Source organism: Bordetella genomosp. 13 (assembly GCF_007679965.1).
Lineage (GTDB): Bacteria > Pseudomonadota > Gammaproteobacteria > Burkholderiales > Burkholderiaceae_B > Bordetella.
Window position 1 is genome coordinate 1,165,089 of the sequence record NZ_VEHL01000001.1, and the last position, 20,723, is coordinate 1,185,811.

The 20,723-nt window shown below is 69.8% G+C and carries 17 protein-coding genes; 11 read left to right on the forward strand and 6 right to left on the reverse strand.

The window, feature by feature from the left end; translation table 11 throughout:
- Nucleotide 1 precedes the first annotated feature (1 nt).
- The 5 genes from FS845_RS05315 to FS845_RS05335 all read right to left on the reverse strand — a co-directional run bounded on the left by FS845_RS05315 (nt 2) and on the right by FS845_RS05335 (nt 5,675).
- Complete coding sequence (locus FS845_RS05315; protein WP_144631045.1) at nt 2-826, reverse strand: ABC transporter ATP-binding protein; 825 nt, start codon at nt 824-826, stop codon at nt 2-4.
- Complete coding sequence (locus tag FS845_RS05320) at nt 823-1,764, reverse strand: ABC transporter permease (RefSeq protein ID WP_144631046.1); 942 nt, start codon at nt 1,762-1,764, stop codon at nt 823-825. The genes FS845_RS05315 and FS845_RS05320 overlap by 4 nt, the downstream gene beginning before the upstream one ends.
- Before the next feature lie 6 nt (nt 1,765-1,770).
- Entirely contained in the window at nt 1,771-2,775 is a 1,005-nt protein-coding gene (locus tag FS845_RS05325) for an ABC transporter permease (protein ID WP_144631047.1), read from the reverse strand.
- Between the two features lie 19 nt (nt 2,776-2,794).
- Nucleotides 2,795-4,333: an ABC transporter substrate-binding protein gene (locus tag FS845_RS05330; protein WP_186332163.1), complete on the reverse strand. Its 1,539-nt coding sequence runs from the start codon at nt 4,331-4,333 to the stop codon at nt 2,795-2,797.
- 109 nt (nt 4,334-4,442) lie between these two features.
- Entirely contained in the window at nt 4,443-5,675 is a 1,233-nt protein-coding gene (locus tag FS845_RS05335) for an MFS transporter (RefSeq protein WP_144631049.1), read from the reverse strand.
- A gap of 390 nt (nt 5,676-6,065) precedes the next feature.
- On the opposite strand from FS845_RS05335, the gene FS845_RS05340 reads away from it, so the two are divergent.
- Nucleotides 6,066-7,511, forward strand: coding sequence for an MmgE/PrpD family protein (locus FS845_RS05340; protein ID WP_186332164.1), 1,446 nt, complete (start codon nt 6,066-6,068; stop codon nt 7,509-7,511).
- 57 nt (nt 7,512-7,568) lie between these two features.
- Here the strand turns inward: FS845_RS05340 and FS845_RS05345 are convergent, their stop codons facing one another.
- Entirely contained in the window at nt 7,569-8,489 is a 921-nt protein-coding gene (locus tag FS845_RS05345; protein WP_144631051.1) for a LysR family transcriptional regulator, read from the reverse strand.
- A 154-nt stretch (nt 8,490-8,643) separates the two neighbouring features.
- On the opposite strand from FS845_RS05345, the gene FS845_RS05350 reads away from it, so the two are divergent.
- The 10 genes from FS845_RS05350 (at nt 8,644) to FS845_RS05395 (ending at nt 20,689) form a co-directional block, all read left to right on the forward strand.
- Complete coding sequence (locus tag FS845_RS05350) at nt 8,644-9,654, forward strand: tripartite tricarboxylate transporter substrate binding protein (RefSeq protein ID WP_260986159.1); 1,011 nt, start codon at nt 8,644-8,646, stop codon at nt 9,652-9,654.
- A 5-nt stretch (nt 9,655-9,659) separates the two neighbouring features.
- Complete coding sequence (locus FS845_RS05355; protein WP_144631052.1) at nt 9,660-11,045, forward strand: MmgE/PrpD family protein; 1,386 nt, start codon at nt 9,660-9,662, stop codon at nt 11,043-11,045.
- Nucleotides 11,042-11,851 carry an N-acyl homoserine lactonase family protein gene (locus FS845_RS05360; protein WP_144631053.1) on the forward strand — a complete coding sequence of 270 codons (810 nt, stop codon included), beginning with the start codon at nt 11,042-11,044 and terminating at the stop codon, nt 11,849-11,851. The genes FS845_RS05355 and FS845_RS05360 overlap by 4 nt, the downstream gene beginning before the upstream one ends.
- A gap of 28 nt (nt 11,852-11,879) precedes the next feature.
- Nucleotides 11,880-13,280, forward strand: a complete 1,401-nt coding sequence (locus FS845_RS05365; RefSeq protein WP_144631054.1) for an MmgE/PrpD family protein — start codon at nt 11,880-11,882, stop codon at nt 13,278-13,280.
- Between the two features lie 48 nt (nt 13,281-13,328).
- The gene (locus FS845_RS05370; protein ID WP_144631055.1) at nt 13,329-14,687 is read left to right on the forward strand and encodes an MmgE/PrpD family protein; all 1,359 of its coding nucleotides are present in this window, start codon (nt 13,329-13,331) and stop codon (nt 14,685-14,687) included.
- Entirely contained in the window at nt 14,684-15,517 is an 834-nt protein-coding gene (locus FS845_RS05375; RefSeq protein WP_144631056.1) for an N-acyl homoserine lactonase family protein, read from the forward strand. Before FS845_RS05370 ends, FS845_RS05375 begins: the two co-directional genes overlap by 4 nt.
- A gap of 58 nt (nt 15,518-15,575) precedes the next feature.
- Nucleotides 15,576-16,586: a Bug family tripartite tricarboxylate transporter substrate binding protein gene (locus FS845_RS05380; protein WP_144631057.1), complete on the forward strand. Its 1,011-nt coding sequence runs from the start codon at nt 15,576-15,578 to the stop codon at nt 16,584-16,586.
- Between the two features lie 14 nt (nt 16,587-16,600).
- Nucleotides 16,601-17,452 (forward strand): SDR family NAD(P)-dependent oxidoreductase, encoded by an 852-nt coding sequence (locus FS845_RS05385; RefSeq protein WP_144631058.1) that lies wholly within the window; start codon nt 16,601-16,603, stop codon nt 17,450-17,452.
- Nucleotides 17,453-17,639: 187 nt separating this feature from the next.
- Nucleotides 17,640-19,643, forward strand: a complete 2,004-nt coding sequence (locus tag FS845_RS05390) for an NAD(P)/FAD-dependent oxidoreductase (protein WP_144631059.1) — start codon at nt 17,640-17,642, stop codon at nt 19,641-19,643.
- Nucleotides 19,644-19,723: 80 nt separating this feature from the next.
- Nucleotides 19,724-20,689 (forward strand): Bug family tripartite tricarboxylate transporter substrate binding protein, encoded by a 966-nt coding sequence (locus tag FS845_RS05395; RefSeq protein WP_144631060.1) that lies wholly within the window; start codon nt 19,724-19,726, stop codon nt 20,687-20,689.
- Nucleotides 20,690-20,723 lie beyond the last annotated feature (34 nt).

A 20,723-nucleotide genomic window follows, 5' to 3' on the forward strand; every position in this document is an offset into this window, starting at 1 on the left:
CTCAGGCGCCCTGGTGAAGAAACTTGTCCAGGCCATATTCGAGATGGTCCTGGATCAGCAGTTGCGTGTAGGAATCGGCGGGCGCGGACAGTACCCTGTGCGTCGGGCCGGCCTCGACGACGGCGCCATCCCGCATCACGATGACGTGGTCGGCCACCTGGGACACGACGGCCAGGTCGTGCGAGATGAACACCAGCGACAGCGCGCGCTGCTCGCGCAGGTCCGAGATCAGGTCCAGCACCTCGGCCTGCACGGTCACGTCCAGGGCGGTGGTGGCCTCGTCCGCGATCAGCAGGATGGGTTCGGCCGCGACCGCGATGGCGATCACGATCCGTTGCAGCATGCCTCCGGAAAGCTCGTGCGGGTAGCGGTCGTGGACCTGCGCCGGGTCGCGCAGGCCCACCTGGCGGAAGAGTTCGAGCGTGCGGGCGTGTATGTCCTGCACGGGCAGGCCGGCGCGGTGCCGGAGGACCTGCGCGAGCTGCCTGCCCACCGGGATGGAAGGGTTGAGGTACGACCCCGGGTCCTGGAACACGGCGGAAATGCGGTTGGCGCGCAGCGGCAGCCAGTCTTCGTGGCTGAAGTGCGTGACGTCGTGGCCATCGAAGCGGATCCGCCCCGCGCTGACGTGCAGGTTGTCCGGCAGGATGCCTAGGATGGCCTTGCAGGTCAGCGACTTGCCGCTGCCCGACTCGCCCACGATGCCCAGCCGCCCGCCGCGCGCCAGCGAGAACTGGATGCCGCGCACCAGCACGCGGCCGGTGTGCCTGTCCGATATCGCCAGGTTCTCGACCTCGAGCACCTTCGTGTCGGCGTGGCTGTTCATGGCGCGCGCCGCCAGCCGGCCGCGGCGGGGATGGCCGAGCCGAGGTTCGCGGGCGCCTCGACGGGCGTTTCGGCGGGGCGGGCCTTGCGGCCGGACGGCCACGTCGGGTCGACCGCCAGGCCGCGCCGTTTCGCACCGCGCGACACGTCGCGCAGGGCGTCGGCAAAGCCGTTCAAGGCAGCGATCGTGATGACGATGAGCGCCGCCGGAAACAGCGGGGCGTAGGGCTTGAGGCCCAGGTACGCCAGGTCCGACGACAGGATCCCGCCCCAGGTCGGATGGGGCGGCACGATGCCGATGCCGAGATAGGTCAGGCTGGACACGACCACGAACCCGCCCGCCAGGACGTTGGCGGCCGCGATGGCGATGGACGCGACGATCTTCCCCAGCACGTGCTTGCGCACGATCCACAGCGGGCTCGCGCCGCTGAGCACGGCGGCCTGCACGTACTGGGTATTGCCGACCGCCAGCGTGGCCGAGCGCGTGATGCGGAAGAACGCCGGGGAGATCATGATGCCCACCACGATCATCGCCTGGTGCAGGCCGTTGCCGATCAGCTGCGCCACCGCGACGGCGAAGACCAGGAAGGGGATGGTGACCAGCGTGTCCGTGATGCGCAGCGAGAACCATTCGAACACCCGGCCGGAATAGACCGACAGCAGAGCCGGAATGACGCCGACGAAGAAGCCGATGACCACCACCTCGAGCGCCGCGAACACCGACAGCCGCGACCCCGTCAGCACGCGGCTCAGCACGTCCCGGCCCAGGTAGTCCGTGCCCAGCCAGTGCTGGGCCGACGGCGCGGCAAGCACGGCCGAGGATTTCGCCAGCGGGTCGTAGGGCGCGAGCACGGGTCCGAAGACCGCCAGCAGCAGGATGGACAGCAGCACGGCGGCCGACAGCCAGCCGATGGGGCGTTTGAGTGCGTCGATGAACATGGCGGCTCAGATGCCCCTTTGCGCGGCGGGCGTCAGGCGGTTGAGGACGGCGTTGACGATCAGGTTGAACACCAGGACCAGCACGATCGAGAAGATCAGCGCGCCCTGGACCACCGGCACGTCGCCCTGCTGGGCCGCGGCGGCCGTGAAGATGCCGTAGCCGGGAAGATGGAAGATCGATTCGGTGATGACGGCCCCGCCCAGCAGGGTGGGGAACTTCATGCCCAGCACGGTCAGCGCGGGCCCCACGCCGTTGCGCAGCACCTGGGTCCACAGGATTTGCGACTCGGACAGCCCGCGCAGGCGCGCGCCGGTGACGTAGTTCGATCCGTAGGCGCCGACGATGCCGGTGCGCAGCTGCCGCGCGATGTCGGACACGGTGTCCAGGCTCAGCGCGATGGCCGGCAGCGTGATCCGGGCCAGCCATGCGCCGGGGTCCTGCTCGAAGGACACGTAGCCGCCCGATGGAAAGAGCCTGAAGCCGACCGCGAACACCGCGATCAGCACGATGCCGATGACGAAGCTCGGCAAGGCCGACACCGCCGACGTGGCCACGGTGATGGCCCGGTCGACCCACGTGCCGCGCTTGAGGGCGGCCAGCAGCCCGAAGACCGTGCCGAAGACCACGCCGATGGCCAGCGCGAAGAAAGTGATGGACAGGCTGATGGGCGCCTTCTGCCACAGGATCTCCGAGACGCTCTGCGAGTCCTTCCAGGACAGTCCCAGGTCGCCGCGGAATATGGCCAGCAGCCAGTCCAGGTACTGGACGAACACGGGTTGGTCCAGGCCCCAGCGGTGCTGGATCTCGGCCATGAGCGCGGGCGTCGCGTCCTCTCCCGCGACGAAGGCCAGCGGACTGATGCCGCTGAGTTCGCGCAGCAGGAAGGTGATCAGCGTCGCGAACAGGAACACCGGTATCGAGATCAGCAGGATCCTGAACACGCCGTTCAGGGTCCTGAAGACGGGACGGTATCGCAACGGATGCGCCGGGGAAGACGTGGCTTGCGTCATGGTGTCCTGGTGCCGGCGGCTATTTGCCCGAGACCTTCACGCCTTCCCATCGGATCTGGCCCTGGCCGCCGGCAAGCTTGGTGACGCCGTCGGCCTTGATGAAGGTCCAGGGGATCTCGTAGAGATAGTTGTTCGGGTTCTGCTGGACCCCGATGCGGACGGCGCGGTTCAGCACTTCCCGGTAGTTGGGGGCGTCCAGCGGGGTGGTCCTGAGTTCGGCCAGCGCATCGAGGAACTCCTTGCTCGCATGCGGGGCGCTGCCGTTCATGATGCCTTGCGGACCGTAGAAGACCATCAGCGCCTGGACGGGCGATTCCCTGCCGGTGGACGTGTCCTGCGTGAAGGCGAAGTCCTTGTCGTAGTACTTCAGCTGCGTGCTCTTGCCGATGGGCACGACGCGGATGCCGACGTTCACGCCGACCTTCTTCAACTGTTCCTGCACGAGCTCGGCGAAGGGCGCGCTGTCGCCCGTCTGCGTGAATTCGACCTTCAGTTCGCCCGGCTGGTAGCCGGCCTGCGCGAGCAGCGCGCGCGCCTTGTCGGGGTCGTAGGGCCAGATGTCGGCGATGGACTTGTCGAACTGGGGATAGCGCGACGGGAAGGGCTGGTTGGTCGTGGTGCCCACGCCGAAGTTCAGCACCTTCACGAACTCGTCGCGGTCGAAGGCATAGCGGAACGCCTCGACCACTTTCGGGTTGTCGAAAGGCGCGCGATTGCGGTTGATGAGGATGTCGGCGACCTGGCCCGTGGCCGTGTACTCGACGTCCAGGCCGGCGGCCTCGGCCGCCTTGGCCTGCGCCGGCAAGGCGAAGGCCACGTTATAGACGCCCGTCTGCACGGCGGACACGACCGACGCCGGATCGGGGCGCGGATAGAGCTCGAAGCGGTCGATGAAGATCTCGTCGGCGCGCCAGTAGTCCGGGTTCTTCTCGAAGACCGTGCGGTCGTCCAGCACCGATTCGACCACGCGAAAGGGGCCGGCGCCCACAGGGTATTGTTCCAGCCGCTTCTGGTCGGTGGCGGCGGCGCTGGGGCTGGCGACATAGCCGACGCGTCCGGCCAGCAGCAGCGGCACCTGGTAGTCGGGCTGGCTGAGGGTGAAGCGCACGTCGAGATCGTCGACGGCGACGATGTCGGTGATCGTCTCCAGCAGCTCGGCCGAGCGCGCGTCCTTCTGGGTCTTGGACCGGACGAAATAATCGGCCACCGCCTTCGCGTTCAGCGCGGTGCCATCCGTGAACTTGAGGTTCTCGCGCAGCGTGAACGTGACCTCGGTCCCTTGCGCGTTGTACTTCCAGCTCTTGGCCAGGCCGGGCTGCGGCAGGCCGTTCGCATCGATCTCGGTCAGCCCTTCATACGCGAGGTTCAGGCCGAAGATGTCCCAGCCGATCTTCGACGTGACGGGGTCCCAGGAGGTCGGCAGCCCGATGGCCCAGCGTACCGTCTTGGGCTTGTCGGCGGGCTTGCCGCCGCTCGCGCTCCACACCACCGACACCACCGCCACCGCGGCCACCGCCGCGGCCACTGCCCACGTTCTTTTCCTGCGCTTCTCCGCCACCGTCGATCCTCGGACTCTGCATATCGGGGCGACCAGCTTAAAGCGATGTGCGGCGAGAACGAACGTCTATTAAAGAATATGAATATCCCGATCCGTGGCGATGCGAGGCTCAGCGCGCCGCGCGTTCGGGCCGCTCTGCCTTGTCGCGCGGCAGGCAGGCCAGCACCAGCAGCGAGCAGGCGCCCGCGCACAGGAAGGCGTAGTCGTAGCGGCCCGTGAACGCGACGAAGGCCGCGAATGCGGTGGGCGCGATCATGTTGGTGAGGTTGACCAGCATGCTGGAGCCCGCGGCGGTCTCGGAGATGAGGTGGGACGGCGAGCGCCGCGCCACTTCGGCGATCTGCACGCCGTTCCAGCTGGCGGCCGAGCTGCCTGCCACGAAGGCCAGCAGCAGCACTGACCACAGCGGCCAGTGCGGGCTGGTGAGGCCCAGCAGCGCCGTCGTCGCGGCCGAGAGGACTGCCGCGAGGGTCAGCGTCGCGGTGGCCGAGCGCAGGTAGTCGGACAGCCAGCCCAGCACGATGCGGCCGATCACGCCGCCCAGCTGCATCACGGCCGACACCATGCCGGCCAGGGCCAGCGAGTAGTGCAGGTCGTCGATGAGATAGATGACCGTGAAGGTGAACCAGCAGCTCTGGCACACGGCGAACAGGCTGCCCACGATGGACATCTTCAGCAGGCCGCGGTTGCTGGCCAGCGAGGCCAGCGGCACGCCCAGCGCGCGCACCGATTGCCAGGTCGGCATGGCGAGCGCGCGGCCCGGCCGGGCGGGCACGTCGTCCAGGCTGGCGCTCAGCCGCCAGGTCAGCAGCGTGGGCACCAGTACGAGCAGGGCACACGCGAACACCGCCAAGCGCCAGCCGGCGCCGATGACGATCAAGGGCACCAGCAGGCCCGCGATGACGCCGGCCAGCGGCACGCCGGCCTGCTTGACCGAGAACATGAGATTGCGCATGCCGGGCGGCGAGTAGCGCTGCAGCACCTCGCTGCCGGCCGGGTTGGCCGCGCCGTTGCTCAGGCCCATCACGAAACAGGCGGCCAGCGCGATGGCCACGCTGGGGCTGAGGAACAGCATCATGCAGATCACGCCCAGCACCAGCGTGAGCTGCAGGCTGCGCATGCCGCCGATCTGCTTGATGAGGGTCGAGCCCGCCACGAGGATCGCCAGTCCGCCCAGCGAGTTGCTGGCGGTCAGGTAGCCGACGGAGCTGCCGCTCCAGCCGAACTCTTCGGACATGGCCGGCGTGATGACCGGGATGATCCGGGACAGGAACGCCGAGGTGGTCTGCAGGATGAAGATTGCCGCAACCGGCATGAGCCAGGCAGGTACTGCGCGTGTCATCGCTTCTCTATGGGCTTGTTCTTGTGGGGCGGGCGGCTGGGTGATCCCACCGCGCGGCCGAAGGCCCTGTCTCCTTGTGGTCGATGATACTCCGCGGGCAGGGTCGCCCGGCGCGTAGTGTCCGCAGGGTATGCGAGCCCATGCGCGATGCGGCGGCGAGCGCGTTGGGGCGACGCCAGGGGCCGATGCCACGATCGGATCAACGCAGCGACTCCTCGGATCGACACCGTCGCTCGCTGGTTGTTGAACGCCGTTCATCTCTGTTTTGAGCCGCGCCGCCTGGATAGGCCCGCCGGCGCTGCCTATCATCGACGGGACAGCGCCGGGCCGGGCGCGCGCCCTCGCGCGCGCCGTCGAGGCACCGGCCGATCCGCGCAAGGAGCAGACGAGGTGGACGACCTGAAGGCATGGAAACAACTGGCCCGCGAGCATCGCGGCATCACGCGCGAGCTGGCGGCCTTCGTCGCGGGGCTCGGGCCCGCCGACGTGCCGGCCCACACGCGCGACGTGCTGGGCAAGGCGCTGGTCGATGCCCTGGGCTGCGGACTGTACGGGCTGACCACGCCGTGGGGCCGCATCATGGGCGAGTTCGCGCGCGAGCTTCAGGGCCCGGCCGAGGCCGCGCTGTGGGGCGGCGGCGCGCGCATCGCGGCGGCCAACAGCGTGCTGGCCGGCGGCACCGCCGTGCATGCCTTCGACTTCGACGACCACAGCCGCGCCAAGATCCATCCGGGCGCGCTGGTGGTGCCGGTGGCGCTGGCGCTGGGCGAGCGCCAGCAGGCCGATGGCGGCACCTTGCTGGCCGCGATGGCGGCCGGCTACGAGACCATGAACCGCGTCAGCCAGGCGGCCAATCCCAGCCGGGCGCGCATGCGCGGCTGGCACTTGACCGGCACGACGGGCACGCTGGCGGCGGCCGCCACGGCCAGCGTCATCCTCGGCCTGGACGCGGACACCACGGCCAGCGCGCTGGGCCTGGCGGGCACGCAGTCGGCCGGCACCTGGGCCTTCACGGCCGACGGCGGCATGAGCAAGCGCATGCATCCGGGCCGTTCCGCGCAGGCGGGCGTGATGGCCGCGCTGCTGGCGCAGCGCGGCTTCATCGGTCCGCGCTACATCCTGGAAGCCGAGGACGGCGGACTGCTGTTCGGCATGTCGGACACGCCACGCCCCGCGATGCTGACCGAGGCGCTGGGCCGCCGCTGGCACACCGACGAGACCTGCTTCAAGCCGCATGCGTGCTGCGGCAGCAATCACGCCTGCATCGATGCGGCGCTGGACCTGATGCGCGAGCACGCGCTGCGGGTGGACGACGTGGCGCGCATCGTGGCCGGCATCGCCAGCGTGGTGGATACGCAGACCGGCTTCGAGTACCGCGCCGATTCGGTGCTGAACGCGCAGATGAGCCTGCGCTACAACATCGCCGTGGCCATGTGCGACGGCCAGGCCTATCTGGAGCAGTTCACGCCCGAGCGCATCGTCGAGCCCGGCGTGGTGGCGCTGGCCGGACGCGTGGAGATCGAGATCGATCCGGAGATCGACCGGGCCTATCCCGAGATCTACGGCGGCCGGGTCACTCTGGTGACGCGCGACGGCCGCACGCTGACGCGCAAGGTGGAGTATTCGCGCGGCATGCCCGAGAACCCCATGTCGCGCGACGAGATCGAGCGCAAGTACCTGTCGCTGGCCACGGCCGCGGTGGGCGAACCGCATGCGGGCCGCGTGCTGCAGGCCGCCAACGCGCTGTTCGACGGCGGCTCGGTGGAACCGCTGGCGCAGCTGCTGATGCGGGCGGAGGTGCGCGCGGCGGCCGCCGACGCGGCGGTCGCGGCCTGACGGGCCATATGGGCCATAGGGGCCGCAGGGCCGCCGGGGCGCAGGCGTGGGCGGCGCCTATTGCGGCGTGATCTTGTCCCAATCGGGATCGCCGGGGATCAGGTCGAGCAGGAAGTCGACGAAGGCGCGCACCTTGGGTGACAGCTGCTTGCCGGGCAGGTAGACCACCGATACCGGCGGCCCGATGCTGACGAAGTCCGTGAGGATGCAGCGCAGGCGGCCGTCGCGGATGGCGTCGGCCGCGATGAAGTTGCTGATCATGGCGATGCCCAGCCCCGAGCACGCGGCTTCCAGCAGGGACTCGGCGTTGTTGATGTTGAGCCGCCCCGAGACGGTCTTGGGATAGGCCTTGCCGTCCTTGGTGAACTGCCACTCGCGGTAGCGCCCCGTGTGCATCAGCACGTAGGCCAGGCAGTGGTGGCGGTCGAGTTCCTCTGGCGTCTGGGGCGCGCCGTGGCGCGCCAGGTATTCGGGCGAGGCGCAGGCCACGAAACGCAGGTTGCACAGCTTGCGCGCGATCAGGCGGGCATCGGCGGGCTCGCCGATGTGCACGGCGGCGTCGATGCCTTCATAGGCCAGGTCGACGTTGCGGTCGCTCAGTTCGGCGTCGAGCACCAGGTCGGGATTGTGCTGCAGGAAGCGGCTGAGCGCCGGCACGATCACGCGCCGCCCGAAGCCCACCGGCATGTGCACGCGCAGCCGGCCATGCGGCCGCGACGTGGTGCGGTTCAGGGCGTTCTCGGCGTCCTCGATCTGCGCCAGCACCTGCAGGCAGTGCTCGAAGAAGCTGGCGCCGTCGTTGGTCAGCCCGACCGAACGGGTGGTCCGGTGCAGCAGCCGCACGCCCAGTTCCTGTTCCAGCCGCGTGATGGCCTTGCTGACGGCGGACGAGGTCAGGCCCAGGCGCTTGGCGGCCTCGGTGAAGCTGCGCGTTTCCGCGACGCGCACGAACACGCGCAGGGCATTGAGGTTCTCCAAGGCGGGTCCCCGGTATTTAGTGAATTTGGTTCACTAGTATTTTGAATTACGCCTGATTGATCGGTTTTTATACCGTAATTAGACTGCCTGCATCAAGTAGAAACACGCGCCGCGATCACGACGACGGACGCGAGCCTTCGACAGGAGACAGGCGATGAACGCAGTAAGCGGGATGTCCCGTTCATGGAAAGTCCTGGCCGCGGCGCTGGTCGCCACGCTGCCTTTCGCGGCTCCATCCGCCCATGCGGCCGCGGCGGGCGCCGCCGGCTTTCCCGACCATCCCGTCCGCCTGATCGTGCCGTTCCCGCCGGGCGGCGGCACCGACATCCTGGCGCGTCCGCTGGCGCAGAAGCTGTCCGAGCAATGGGGCCAGCCGGTCGTGGTGGAGAACCGCGCGGGCGCGGGCGGCAACATCGGCACCGACGTGGCGGCGCGGGCGCCGGCCGACGGCTACACGCTGGTGCTGGGCACGGTGGGCACGCACGCCATCAACCAGAGCCTGTACGCCAACCTGCCGTACGACGCGGTGCGCGACTTCGCGGCCATCACCATCGTCGCCAACACGCCGAACATCCTGGTGGTGAATCCTTCTCTGCCCGTGAAGTCGGTGCAGGAACTGCTGGACTATGCGCGCGCCAAGCCCGGCGCGCTGAACTACGCCACGCCCGGCAACGGCACGCCGCCGCACCTGGCCACCGAGATCCTCAAGAGCATGGCGGGCGTTTCGCTGACGCACGTGCCCTACAAAGGGAGCGGCCCGGCCATGACCGACCTGCTGGGCGGGCAGGTGCAGGTGATGATCGCCAACGCGCCCGTGGTGATTCCGTACATCAAGTCGGGCCAGCTGCGCGGCCTGGCCACGACCAGCGCGCAGCGGCCCGACATGGCGCGCGACCTGCCCACGCTGGCCGAGAGCGGCCTGAAGGGCTACGAGGCCGATACCTGGTATGGACTGTTCACCGCGGCCGGCACGCCGCGTCCCATCGTGGAGAAGCTGAACGCCGATGTGGTCAAGGCACTGTCCTCGCCCGACATCCGCGCGCTGTACGCGCAGCAGGGTGCCGAGGTGGTGGCCGACGGCGCCGACCAGGCGCAGGCCAAGGTGCGCGCCGAGGTCGAGAAGTGGCGCGGCGTCATCAAGTCCATCGGCGTGAAAGTGGATTGACGGGCATGGACGCTTCCGCTGAAACCGCCCAGGCGCCCGCGCTGGCCGCCAGGCTGGGCCGCTTCGCCGCCAGCCTGCGCACGAGCGACGTGCCCGCCGGCGTGGCCGATGCCGTCACGCTGCGCGTGCTGGACGTGCTGGCCGCCGCCGCCACCGGCGTGCGGGCGGGCACCCATGTCGGCCTGCTGGGCCTGCTGCCGGGCGATGGCCCCATCGCCATCTGGGGCACCGGCGCGGCGCGCGGCCTGCGCGACGGGGCCCTGATCAACAGCGCACTGGCGCACTCCACGTATTTCGAGGACGGCTCGCGCTATACGGGCGGCCATCCGTCCTCGGCCGTGATCCCCGCGGCCATGGCCCTGGCGCAGGCCCGCGGCGCCTCGGGTGCGCGGTTGGTGGCCGCCATCGCGGCCGGCTACGAAGTGTTCCTGCGGCTGGGCCGCGCGATCTATCCGTCGACGGTGCAGCGCGGCTTCCAGAGCACGGCGATCCTGGCCGCGCCCGCCACCGCCGCCGCCGCCGCGGTGCTGCTGGAACTGGACGACACGCAGGCCGCCCATGCCATCGCCATCGCGTGCAGCCATGGCGCCGGCCTGAAGGAAGCATTGAAGAGCGCCGACAGCCAGCCCCTGCAGGTGGGCCGCAGCAGCGAAGGCGGCCTGCTGTCCGCGCTGTATGCCGCACAGGGCGCGCGCGGCGCGCCGGCCGTGATCGAGCAGGGCTTCCTGAAGGCGTTCGCGCAGGATGCCCAGGCCGCGCCCGTGGCCGAGGCCCTGGGCCAGCGCTGGCACATCGACGAGACCTATCTGAAAGCGCACGGCGGCTGCCGCGGCAACCACGCGCCCGTGGACGCGGTCGCCGACCTGGCGCGCGGGCATGCGCTGCGGGCCAACCAGATCGAATCCATCGACGTGCGCGTCGATACGGTGACGCTGGCCGCCGCCATCGAGGCGCCGCGCGATGGCGACCAAGCGCAGTTCTCGATCGGCTTCTCGATCGCGGTGATGCTGTGCGCGGGCGACGCCACGCCGGCCCGCTACACCGACGCCATGCTGGCCGACCCCGCCGTGCGCGCGCTGATGGCGCGCATCCGCGTGCGGGCCGACGCGGCGCTGGACGAAGGCTATCCGCTGCGGCGCGGCGCGGTCGCCGTGGTGCGCACCACCGATGGCCGCGTGCTGGAGCAGTCCCTGGACCACGCCCGCGGCGAACCCGAGAACCCCATGCCGCGCGCCGAGGTCCAGCGCAAGTTCGAACTGGCGGCCGGGCCCGTCTACGGCGCCGCCACGCCGCGCCTGCGCGACCTGGTGCTGTCGCTGCCCTCCCTGCCCGAGCTGGCCTCGCTCGGCGCGCTTCTGCAACCGTCAACGACCCTGTCCTCGAAACAATGACCGACACCCGCGACCTGCCGACCTACGAGGTCTATGCCATCCGCTACGCCACGCGCGACGCCATGCGCCGCAACCATTTCATCGGCGGCGACCCGCACGACGCGCCCATGCCGATGGACTATTACCTGTGGCTGGTGCGCGGCCCCGACCGCGAGTTCGTCGTGGACACCGGCTTCGGCGCCGAGGTGGCGCAGAAGCGCGGCCGCACGCTGCTGCGCGCGCCGGAGCAGGGCCTGGCCCTGATGGGCGTGGACGTGGCGCAGGTGCGCGACGTCATCATCACGCACCTGCACTACGACCACGTCGGCACCTTCGATACCTTCGCCCGCGCGCAGTTCCACCTGCAGGACGACGAGATGCAGTACGCCACGGGCCGCCACATGCGCCAGCGCCAGTTCAACCACGGCTACGAGGTCGACGAGGTGGTGGGCATGGTGCGCATGGTCTACAAGGACCGCGTCACGTTCCACCAGGGCGAGGCCGAGCTGGCGCCGGGCCTGACCGTGCACCGCATCGGCGGCCACACCCACGGCCTGCAGTGCGTGCGCGTGCACACGCGGCGCGGCTGGGTCGTGCTGGCCTCGGACACCAGCCACTTCTACGAGCACTTCGAGCAGAAGCGCGTGTTCACCACCATGTTCCACCTGGGCGAGGCCCTGGAGGGCTACGCCACGCTGCAGCGCCTGGCCGACAGCCCGCGCCACATCATCCCCGGCCATGACCCGCTGGTGATGCAGCGCTACCCCGCGGCCTCGGCCGAACTGGAAGGCATCGTGGTCCGGCTGGACGCCGAGCCCACGGCCTGACCCACCCAACGCAATCGCAGAGGACACCATGAGCAGTTCCAAACCCCCTTTGCTGGCCAATGCCACGCAAGACCTGGCGCGCTTCGCCGCGCAGCTGCGCTACGAGGACCTGCCCGCCGAGGTCTTGGAACGCATGAAGACCAGCCTGCTGGACAGCATCGGCTGCTGCCTCTACGGCGCCACGCTGCCCTGGACGCAGGCGGTACAGGCCATGGTGCAGGCCGAGGGGCATGGCCCAGCGGCGTCGCTGATGGGCGGCGGGGGCAAGACCTCGGTGGCCGGCGCCGTGCTGGTCAACGGCACGGCGGGCCATGCCTTCGAGCTGGACGACATCCACAAGGAGTCCATCGTGCACGCGGGATCGATCGCGGTGCCGGTGGCGCTGGCGTATGCCGAGCGCGATGGCGACTGGACCGGCCGCGACCTGCTGACCGCGATGGTGGCCGGCTACGAAGTGGGCACGCGGGTGGGCAATGCCGCCACCATGAGCCTGTTCTACCGCGGCTTCCATCCGCAGGGCACCTCGGGCGTGTTCGTGGCCGCCGGATGCGCCGGGCGCAGCCTGGACCTGGACGGCGGCCGCATGCAGCACGCGCTGGGCATCGTGGGCTCGCAGGCGGGTGGCCTGATGGCCGCGCAGGAAGGCGCGATGGTCAAGCGTTTCCATGGCGGCCGCGCCGCGCAGAGCGGCGTGTATGCCGCCGAGCTGGCGCAGCGCGACTTCACGGGCATCGTGGACGTGCTGGAGGCCAGCTATGGGGGCTATCTCAGTTCCTATTCCGACGCGCCCAACGCCGCGCGCCTGACCGACGGGCTGGGCAGCACCTGGGAAACCGCCAAGGTCGGCTACAAGCCGCACGCCAGCGTCACCAGCATCCACGCGGCCCTGGACGCGCTGTCGCACCTGATGCGCGAGCACGCGCTGTCGCCCGACGACGTGACCGCGCTGCGGGTGGGCGTCAGCCACATGACCTACGTGCACTGCGCGTGGGACTACAAGGCGCAGGGCGTGACCGCCGCGCAGATGAACCTGTACTACGGCCTGGCGGTGATCGCCCACGACGGCGTGGCCTTCGTGGACCAGTACCGGCAGGAGCGCCTGGCCGATCCCGCCCTGATGCGGTTCATCGCGCGCATCGAGGCGCGCGTCGACGACGAGATCGAAGCCATGGGGCCGGCGTTCCGCCACGCGGCCGTGGTCACGATCCGCACGCGCGACGGCCGCGAGCTGACCCATCGCATCCTGAACCGGCGCGGCAGCCCCGAGAACCCCATCTCCGCCGACGACGTGGAATTCAAGTTCCGCAACGTGGTGGGCTCCTGCCTGGCGGCCGCCGACATCGACCGCGTGGTGCAGCTGTGCGCCCAGGCGGACGCGCTGGACTCGCTGGACGAACTGATCGGCATCCTGGCCCGGCCGCGCGCCTGATCGCGCCTACTCCTTTCATCGACTTTCACACCACGAACCGCATTCACCATGGCAAACAAGACGCTCGCTGAACAACTCGCCCAACACTTCGCCGGCTTCGGCTACGACCGGCTGACCGATGACAACCGCAACGCCGTCAAGCGGCTGCTGCTGGACTACCTGGGGGTGGCCGTGGCCGGCAGCCAGACCGGCAGCGGCAAGGTCGCGCGCCAGTACGCCGGCTCGATGGGCGGCCACGCCCAGGCCACGCTGATCGGCGACGGCGCGCGCGTGCCGGCCATGCAGGCCGCGTTCGCCAACGCCATCTCCTCGCACAGCGTCGAGCTGGACGACATCGACGTGCTGGCGCTGTTCCACTTCAGCCCGCCGGTCTATTCGGCCGCGCTGGCCACGGCCGAGCAGGTGTCGGCCGGCGGCCGCGAACTGCTGGCCGCGCTGGCGGCGGGCTGCGAGATGATGGAGCGCCTGAGCCGCGCCGCCAACAACTCGCTGCGCAACCGCGGCTATCACACCACGCCGACCTGCGGCGTGTTCGGCGCGGCCATCGCGTCCGCGCAACTGCTGAAGCTGTCGGAAGAGCAGATCGTCTCGGCGCTGGGCCTGACCGGCGCGCAGGCCGGCGGCCTGATGGAAATGTACGGCCCGTCGATGCAGAAGCGCTTCAATCCGGGCCCGGCCTCGCGCAGCGGCATCACGGCCGCCGCCATGGCGCAGCTGGGCTTCACCGGCGCGGCGACCATCTTCGACGGCGAGCGCGGCTTCCTGGCGGCCTTCACCGACGCCAACCAGCCCGAGCAGCTGGTGGCCGACCTGGACAAGCCGTACAGGCTGGACATCGAGTTCAAGCCTTATTCGTGCGCGCGCCCCATCCACAACGCCATCGACTGCGCGCTCGAGATCCGCCGCAAGCATGCGCCCGACCTGTCGCGCATCAAGCGCATCCAGATGGAGCGCCATCCCGACTGGGCCCTGTACCACCAGAACGCGCACCCCAGCACGTATCACGAGGCGCAGGTCAGTCTGCCGTACTCGGTGGCGGTGGCGCTGACCGACGGGCAGGCGCTGTTCGCGCAGTACAACAACGCGCGCCTTTCGGAACCCATGCTGCTGCGCCTGTCCGAGATGGTGCAGATCAGCGTGGACGACAGCCTGCCGCGCGGCGTGTCGTGCCGCATGATCATGGAGATGGAAGACGGTACGCGCCACGTGTCGCAGGTGGACTATCCCAAGGGTTCGATCCAGAACTCCATGTCGGATGCCGAGCTGCGCGCCAAGTTCGACAGCCTGGCCATCCCGGTGCTGGGCGAGTCGCGCGCCGCCGAGGCCGCGGCCATGGTGGCCGGCATCGAGGATTGCCGCGACGTCGGCGAACTGATGCGCCTGTTGGCGCCCGCGGGCGCGCGATGAGCGAGGCCGTCCGTCCGCGCGCCGCGGCGCAGCCGGCATTGCCGTGCTACGAGGTGCTGGCCCTGAAGTACGCCACGCGCGCGGCCCGGCGGCCGGCCAATTTCGTGGGCGGCGATGCGCACGACGCGCCGATGCCGCTGGACTACTACGTGTGGGTGATCCGCGATGCCGACCGGCTGCTGCTGGTCGACACCGGCTTCGGCCAGGACATGGCCGACAAACGCCACCGCACGCTGCTGCGCACGCCGGCGCAGGCCCTGGAGCTGCTGGGCATCGCGCCGCGCGACGTGCGCGAGATCGTCATCACTCACCTGCACAACGACCACGTGGGCACCTTCGATGCGTGGCCGCAGGCGCGATTTCACCTGCAGGATGCCGAGATGGACTTCGCGACCGGCCGCCACATGTGCTGCGAGCTGAACCGCCGCGCCTACGAACCCGACCACGTGGCCGGCATGATCCGGCTGGCCTACCAGGACCGCGTGGTGTTCCACGACGGCGACGCCGACATCGCGCCCGGCATCAGCGTGCACCGCATCGGCGGCCATACCGCCGGATTGCAGGCCGTGCGGGTGCATACTGCGCGGGGCTGGGTGGTGCTGGCGTCCGACGCCAGCCACTTCTACGAACATTTCGAGCGGGAGCGCTGTTTCCCGCTCGTGTTCCATCTGGGCGACGTATTCCAGGGATACGCGCGCCTGCAGGCGCTGGCCGACTCGGCCGCGCACGTGATCCCCGGACACGATCCGGCGGTGATGGAGCGTTACCCGCCGCCCGCGCCGGCGCTGGCCGGCATCGCGGCGCGCCTGGACGTACCCCCCACGCAGTAGCCCGAGGCGAGTGTCGCAAGAAGCACCGACCCATAAGAACTATCTGGAGGAACTGACCATGTTGCCGCGCAAGACCCCGCATTCATTCCCTTTGCCTTCCCTGCGCCGCCGCGCGCTGTGCGCGCTGGCCCTGGCCGCCGCCGTCGCCGGCGCGCCGGCCTGGGGCGCCGAGCGCTACCCGTCCAAGCCCGTGCACCTGGTGGTGGGCTTTCCGCCGGGCGGCTCCAACGACATCGTGGCGCGCATCCTGGCGCCCAAGCTGGGCGAGATCCTGGGCGTGTCGGTGGTGGTGGACAACCGCCCCGGCGCCAACGCCACCATCGGCACCGAGTACACCGTGCGCGCCGCGCCGGACGGCTACACCATCACGCTGGGCAGCGCCAGTCCGCTGGCGATCAGCCCGCACACCTATCCCAAGCTGCCGTACGACCCGTTGAAGGACCTGGCCGGCATCACCACCGTGGCGGCCACGCCCGAACTGCTGGCCATCAATCCCAAGGTGCCGGCCAAGACGCTGCAGGAGCTGGTGGCGCTGTCCAAGACGCGCGACATCACGCTGGCCTCGGCGGGCAACGGCGGCTTGCCGCACCTGGCCATCGAGCTGCTGAAGTCCGAGTCCAAGGGCCGCATCGTGCACGTGCCCTACAAGGGCGCGGGCCCGGGCATGACCGACGCCGTGGGCGGCCACGTCGACGGCATCATCGTGGACCTGCCGGCGCTGTACACGATGGTGACGGACGGCAAGCTGCGCGCCATCGCCGTCACCAACGACCACCGCGCCACTGTGATGCCCGACGTGCCGACCTCCGCCGAGGGCGGCCTGCCGTCGGTGCTGGCCTTCAACTGGTTCGCCGTCATGGCGCCGAAGGATACGCCGCGTCCCATCATCGATACGTTGCATGCCGCGTTGCTGAAGACGGTGCAGTCGCCCGACGTGAAGGCCTCGCTGGCCAAGCTGGGCATCGAACCCTTCACGCAGCCCACGCCCGCGGCCTTCGACGAATTCATGAAGTCGGAATCGGTGCGCTGGGGCAAGGTGGCCAAGGAGTCGGGCGCGGTGGCCGACTGAACGCGGGAGAATCCATGGGCAAGCATGCAGTCGTGACGGGCGCGGCGTCGGGCATCGGCGCCGATTGCTGCCGGGACCTGATCGCGCGCGGCTGGACGGTCTACGGCATGGACCTGTCCGGCGACGGCCTGCGGGATGTGGCCGATGGCGCGCCCGCCGGCCGCTTCGTCCCGCTGGTCTGCGACGTGTCGGACAGCGGGTCGGTGGCGCGGGCGTTCGAGGACGTGGCCCGGCGCACGCCGCGGCTGGATGCGTTGGTGTGCTCGGCGGGCATCTTCCGCACCGGTCCGCTGCTGGAGATGGACGAGCGGGATTTCGACGCGCTGTTCGCGATCAACACCAAGGGCGCGTGGCTGGCGGCGCGCGCGGCGTTGCCGCTGTTGGCCAATGCGGCCACGGCGCAGAGCGCGGTCAGCGCGGCGGATGCGGCGGGGAAGAGCGATGCAGCCCACGCCGCGGATGCGGCGGACGACGCCTTTGCAGCCGACGGCGCGCCGTCGGCCCGCATCGTATTCGTCGCCTCCATCGCGGCCCTGCGCCCCAAGGTGGGCGGCGGCGCGTATGCCGCGTCGAAGGTGGCGCTGACCCAGCTGACGCGCGTGCTGGCCGTGGAGCTGGCCGCCCAGGGCATCCTGGTCAACGCAGTGGCGCCCGCTACCGTGGACACGCCGATGACGCAGAAGCTGGCGGCCGACGCCGCGCACAACAGCTATCGCGTCTCGGGCCAGTCGCCCATTGGCCGCGTCGCGCGGCCCGCCGACGTCACGTCGGTGATCCGCTTCCTGCTGAGCGAGGACGCGGGCTACGTCACGGGCGCGATCCTGCCCGTGGACGGCGGCACGTCGGCCGCTTTCCAGCCCAGGTAGCCAGGCCACGGACGCTGATCGGCGCTGAAGCGTCAATTCGGCCAAATTGATGATTTAGATTCACCAGTATTTTGATTTTGATGTGATTGATAGAGAAAACCTCAGTAATTAGACTCCACTCCATCAAAACGAGCATCGCGGCCGGCCCGGGCTTTCCGGCTCGAACACCGCCAAAAGGAGACGCTTCATGTTGCTGGAACAACCGGGGCAGATAGGCCGCCTGCGCCTGAAGAACCGCGTGGTCATGGCGCCGATGGGCACCAACTACAGCACCACCGACGGCCTGTCGACCGAGCGCGACAAGCGCTACTACGAAGAGCGGGCGCGCGGCGGCGTGGCCATGATCATGACCGAGGCCATGGTGGTCACCGAGCAGGCGCGGCCGCACCACAACTCGCTGTGCTGCTATCACGACCGCTTCATTCCCGGCCTGGCCAGCATCGTCGAGGCCATCAAGCGGCACGACTGCCACGTGTTCGCGCAGTTGAACCACCGCGGCGGCCTGCTGCGCCGCTCGGTGCTGAACATGGAACCCGTCGGCCCCTCGCCGTGGGTCAATCCCAACACCGGCGACAAGGTGCGCGCGCTGTCGGCCGCCGAGATCGTCGAGATCCAGCACCTGTTCGTCGCCGCCGCGCGCCGGCTGTGGCTCGCGGGCTATGACGGCGTGGAGATCCATGCCGCCAACGGCTATCTGTTCCAGCAGTTCTTCAGCCCGCGCATCAACAAGCGCACGGACGCCTATGGCGGCACGCTGCACAACCGCATGCGCTTCCTGCTGGAGACCATCGACCGCATGCGCCAGGCCCTGCCGGACATGTGCCTGGCGGTGCGGCTGAGCGCCAGCGAATTCGCCGAGGGTGGCTACACGCCGGACGAGATCATCGCGCTGGCCCAGGCGGTGCAGCATGCCGGCGCGGACGCCATCGACCTGTCCGGCGGCAGTAACGAGAGCCCGCAGCTGTCCAAGTTCTGTATCCAGCCGCCCTCGTTTCCGCGCGCCTGCCTGGCGGACGTGGCGCGGCCCATCAAGCAGGCCGTGGGCATTCCGGTGTTCGTGGCCGGGCGCATGGTCGAGCCGGCCGACGCCGAGCACCTGCTGGCCTCGGGCGCGGCCGACTTCGCGTCCATCGGCCGCGCGCTGTATGCCGATCCGCACTGGTGCCTGAAGGCCTTCGGCAAGGTGCGCGCGCCCATACGGCAGTGCATCGCGTGCAACGTCTGCTTCGAGCGCCTGACGCAGGAGAAGGACGTGTCCTGTGTGCAGAACCCGATGATAGGCACCGAGTTCGAGGCGCTGGAATATGCCGAGCCCCAGCTGTACGCGCCGACCGCCGCGCCGCGCCGCCGCGTGCTGGTGCTGGGCGCCGGCGTGGCCGGCGTGGAGGCCGCGCGGGTGCTGAAGGGACGCGGGCACGATGTCGAGATCTGGGAGAAGCGCGAGCGGCCCGGCGGACAGGTGCCGCTGGCCGTGGCCTCGCCCGACAAGACCGAGGTCGAGCCCGTCTGGACCTACCGGTGGCAGACCCTGCAAGAGCTGGGCGTGCCCGTGCGCACCGGCGTGGATGCCGATGCCGATCGCATCCGCGCGCATGCGCCGGATGCCGTGATCGTGGCCACCGGCGCGCAGCCGGCGCGGCCGCCGCTGGACCTGGCGGCGCTGGACCCGGGCGTGCGCGTGCTGCATGCGTGGGACGTGCTGGCCGAGCTGGACACGCTGCCCGCGGGGCTGCGCGTGACCATCGTCGGCGGCGGCATGGTGGGCGCGGAGACGGCCGATGCGTTGCGGGTGCGCGGCGTGGCCGTGACCGTGCTGGAGCTGCAGCCGGGCATCGCCAATGGCATGGCGCGCAACAACCGCTATGAGCTGGTGGAACGCCTTGCGGCCGACGGGATCCGCATGCTGACCAACTGCCGCATCGTCGGCGTACGCGGCAGGCACCTCGACATCCAGATGCCCGATCAGGACGTGCAGGCGCTGGACGTCGGCGACTGGCTGGTGTTCGCCACCGGTCCGCGGCCCGCGCTGGACGTGCTGGCGGCCGTCCAGGCCACCGGCATTCCGTACGAGCGCGTCGGCGATTGCAGCAAGCCCGGCGACTTCCTGGCCGCCATCCGCGACGGCTGGATGGCCGCGTTGGCGCAGGAGCAGCACCGGCCGGTCAGCGCGCCGGCCGGCTGCGCGCAGTGAGGTCCGGCGGCAGTCCCGCCGCAACAGAACGCACGCGGGCCCATGCCGCCCGCGCACCATCCCCTAGGAGACTCCCGATCATGAAAGCTTCCCTTGCCTTGCTCGCCAGCCTGCTGGCCGCCTCGGTGCTGCAGCCCGCCGCCGCGGCGCAGGACTATCCCAACCGGCCCATCCGCGTCGTCGTGGCCTTTCCGGCGGGCGGCAGCGCCGACATCGTGGCGCGCATCGTCACGCAGAAAGTGTCGCAGACCTCGGGCTACAACTTCGTGGTGGACAACCGGCCCGGCGCGGGCGGCAACCTGGCGTTCGATACCGTGGCCACGGCCGCGCCGGATGGCTATACGCTGCTGTTCAGCACGCCGGGCATCGCGATCAATCCGAGCCTGTACCGCAAGGTCGAATACAAGCTGTCCGACTTCAAGGCGGTGTCCCTGATCGGCGAGGCGCCGCTGGTGCTGCTGGCGCGTCCGCAGCTGGGCATCAAGACCATCGACCAGCTGGTGCAGGCCAGCAAGAAATCGCCCGACGCGATCCGCTTCGCCAGCTCGGGCAACGGCAGTTCGTCGCACCTGGCCACCGAGGTGCTGCGCTCGATGACCGGACTGCAATACCTGCACGTGCCGTACAAGGGCGGGGGCGCCGCGATGACCGACGTGGTGGGCCAGCGGCTGGACATCACCATGCAGCCCATTTCGGAAAGCCTGCCCTTCATCCGCGACGGCAAGCTGCTGGCGCTGGGCCAGACGGGCCGCGAGCGCTCGCCCATCGCCCCGGACATCCCCACCATCGCCGAGGGCGGGGTGAAGGACTATGCCGTGACGACCTGGTACATGCTGCTGGGACCAGCCAAGCTGCCGCAGCAGACGGTCGCGACGCTGGCGCAGAAATTCGACGATGCGCTGCGCGATCCCGAGCTGCGGGAGAAGCTCAAATCGGTGGGGGTCAGTATCATAGGCTATGGACCTGACCGCACTGGCGCGTTCCTCGACAGCGAGGCCGCCCGCTGGGCGCAGGCCATCAAGGCGTCGGGGACACGTATCGAATAGCCCGCCGCGCGCGGGTCCCTGCGGGCCGCGCCGG

Excerpts from the sequence above, each read along its gene's own strand:
- FS845_RS05315 (WP_144631045.1), bottom strand. The coding sequence starts at position 826 with ATGAACAGCCACGCCGACACGAAGGTGCTCGAGGTCGAGAACCTGGCG.
- FS845_RS05320 (WP_144631046.1), bottom strand. The coding sequence starts at position 1,764 with ATGTTCATCGACGCACTCAAACGCCCCATCGGCTGGCTGTCGGCCGCC.
- FS845_RS05325 (WP_144631047.1), bottom strand. The coding sequence starts at position 2,775 with ATGACGCAAGCCACGTCTTCCCCGGCGCATCCGTTGCGATACCGTCCC.
- FS845_RS05335 (WP_144631049.1), bottom strand. The coding sequence starts at position 5,675 with ATGACACGCGCAGTACCTGCCTGGCTCATGCCGGTTGCGGCAATCTTC.
- FS845_RS05350 (WP_260986159.1), top strand. The coding sequence starts at position 8,644 with ATGAACGCAGTAAGCGGGATGTCCCGTTCATGGAAAGTCCTGGCCGCG.
- FS845_RS05355 (WP_144631052.1), top strand. The coding sequence starts at position 9,660 with ATGGACGCTTCCGCTGAAACCGCCCAGGCGCCCGCGCTGGCCGCCAGG.
- FS845_RS05360 (WP_144631053.1), top strand. The coding sequence starts at position 11,042 with ATGACCGACACCCGCGACCTGCCGACCTACGAGGTCTATGCCATCCGC.
- FS845_RS05365 (WP_144631054.1), top strand. The coding sequence starts at position 11,880 with ATGAGCAGTTCCAAACCCCCTTTGCTGGCCAATGCCACGCAAGACCTG.
- FS845_RS05370 (WP_144631055.1), top strand. The coding sequence starts at position 13,329 with ATGGCAAACAAGACGCTCGCTGAACAACTCGCCCAACACTTCGCCGGC.
- FS845_RS05375 (WP_144631056.1), top strand. The coding sequence starts at position 14,684 with ATGAGCGAGGCCGTCCGTCCGCGCGCCGCGGCGCAGCCGGCATTGCCG.
- FS845_RS05380 (WP_144631057.1), top strand. The coding sequence starts at position 15,576 with ATGTTGCCGCGCAAGACCCCGCATTCATTCCCTTTGCCTTCCCTGCGC.
- FS845_RS05385 (WP_144631058.1), top strand. The coding sequence starts at position 16,601 with ATGGGCAAGCATGCAGTCGTGACGGGCGCGGCGTCGGGCATCGGCGCC.
- FS845_RS05390 (WP_144631059.1), top strand. The coding sequence starts at position 17,640 with ATGTTGCTGGAACAACCGGGGCAGATAGGCCGCCTGCGCCTGAAGAAC.
- FS845_RS05395 (WP_144631060.1), top strand. The coding sequence starts at position 19,724 with ATGAAAGCTTCCCTTGCCTTGCTCGCCAGCCTGCTGGCCGCCTCGGTG.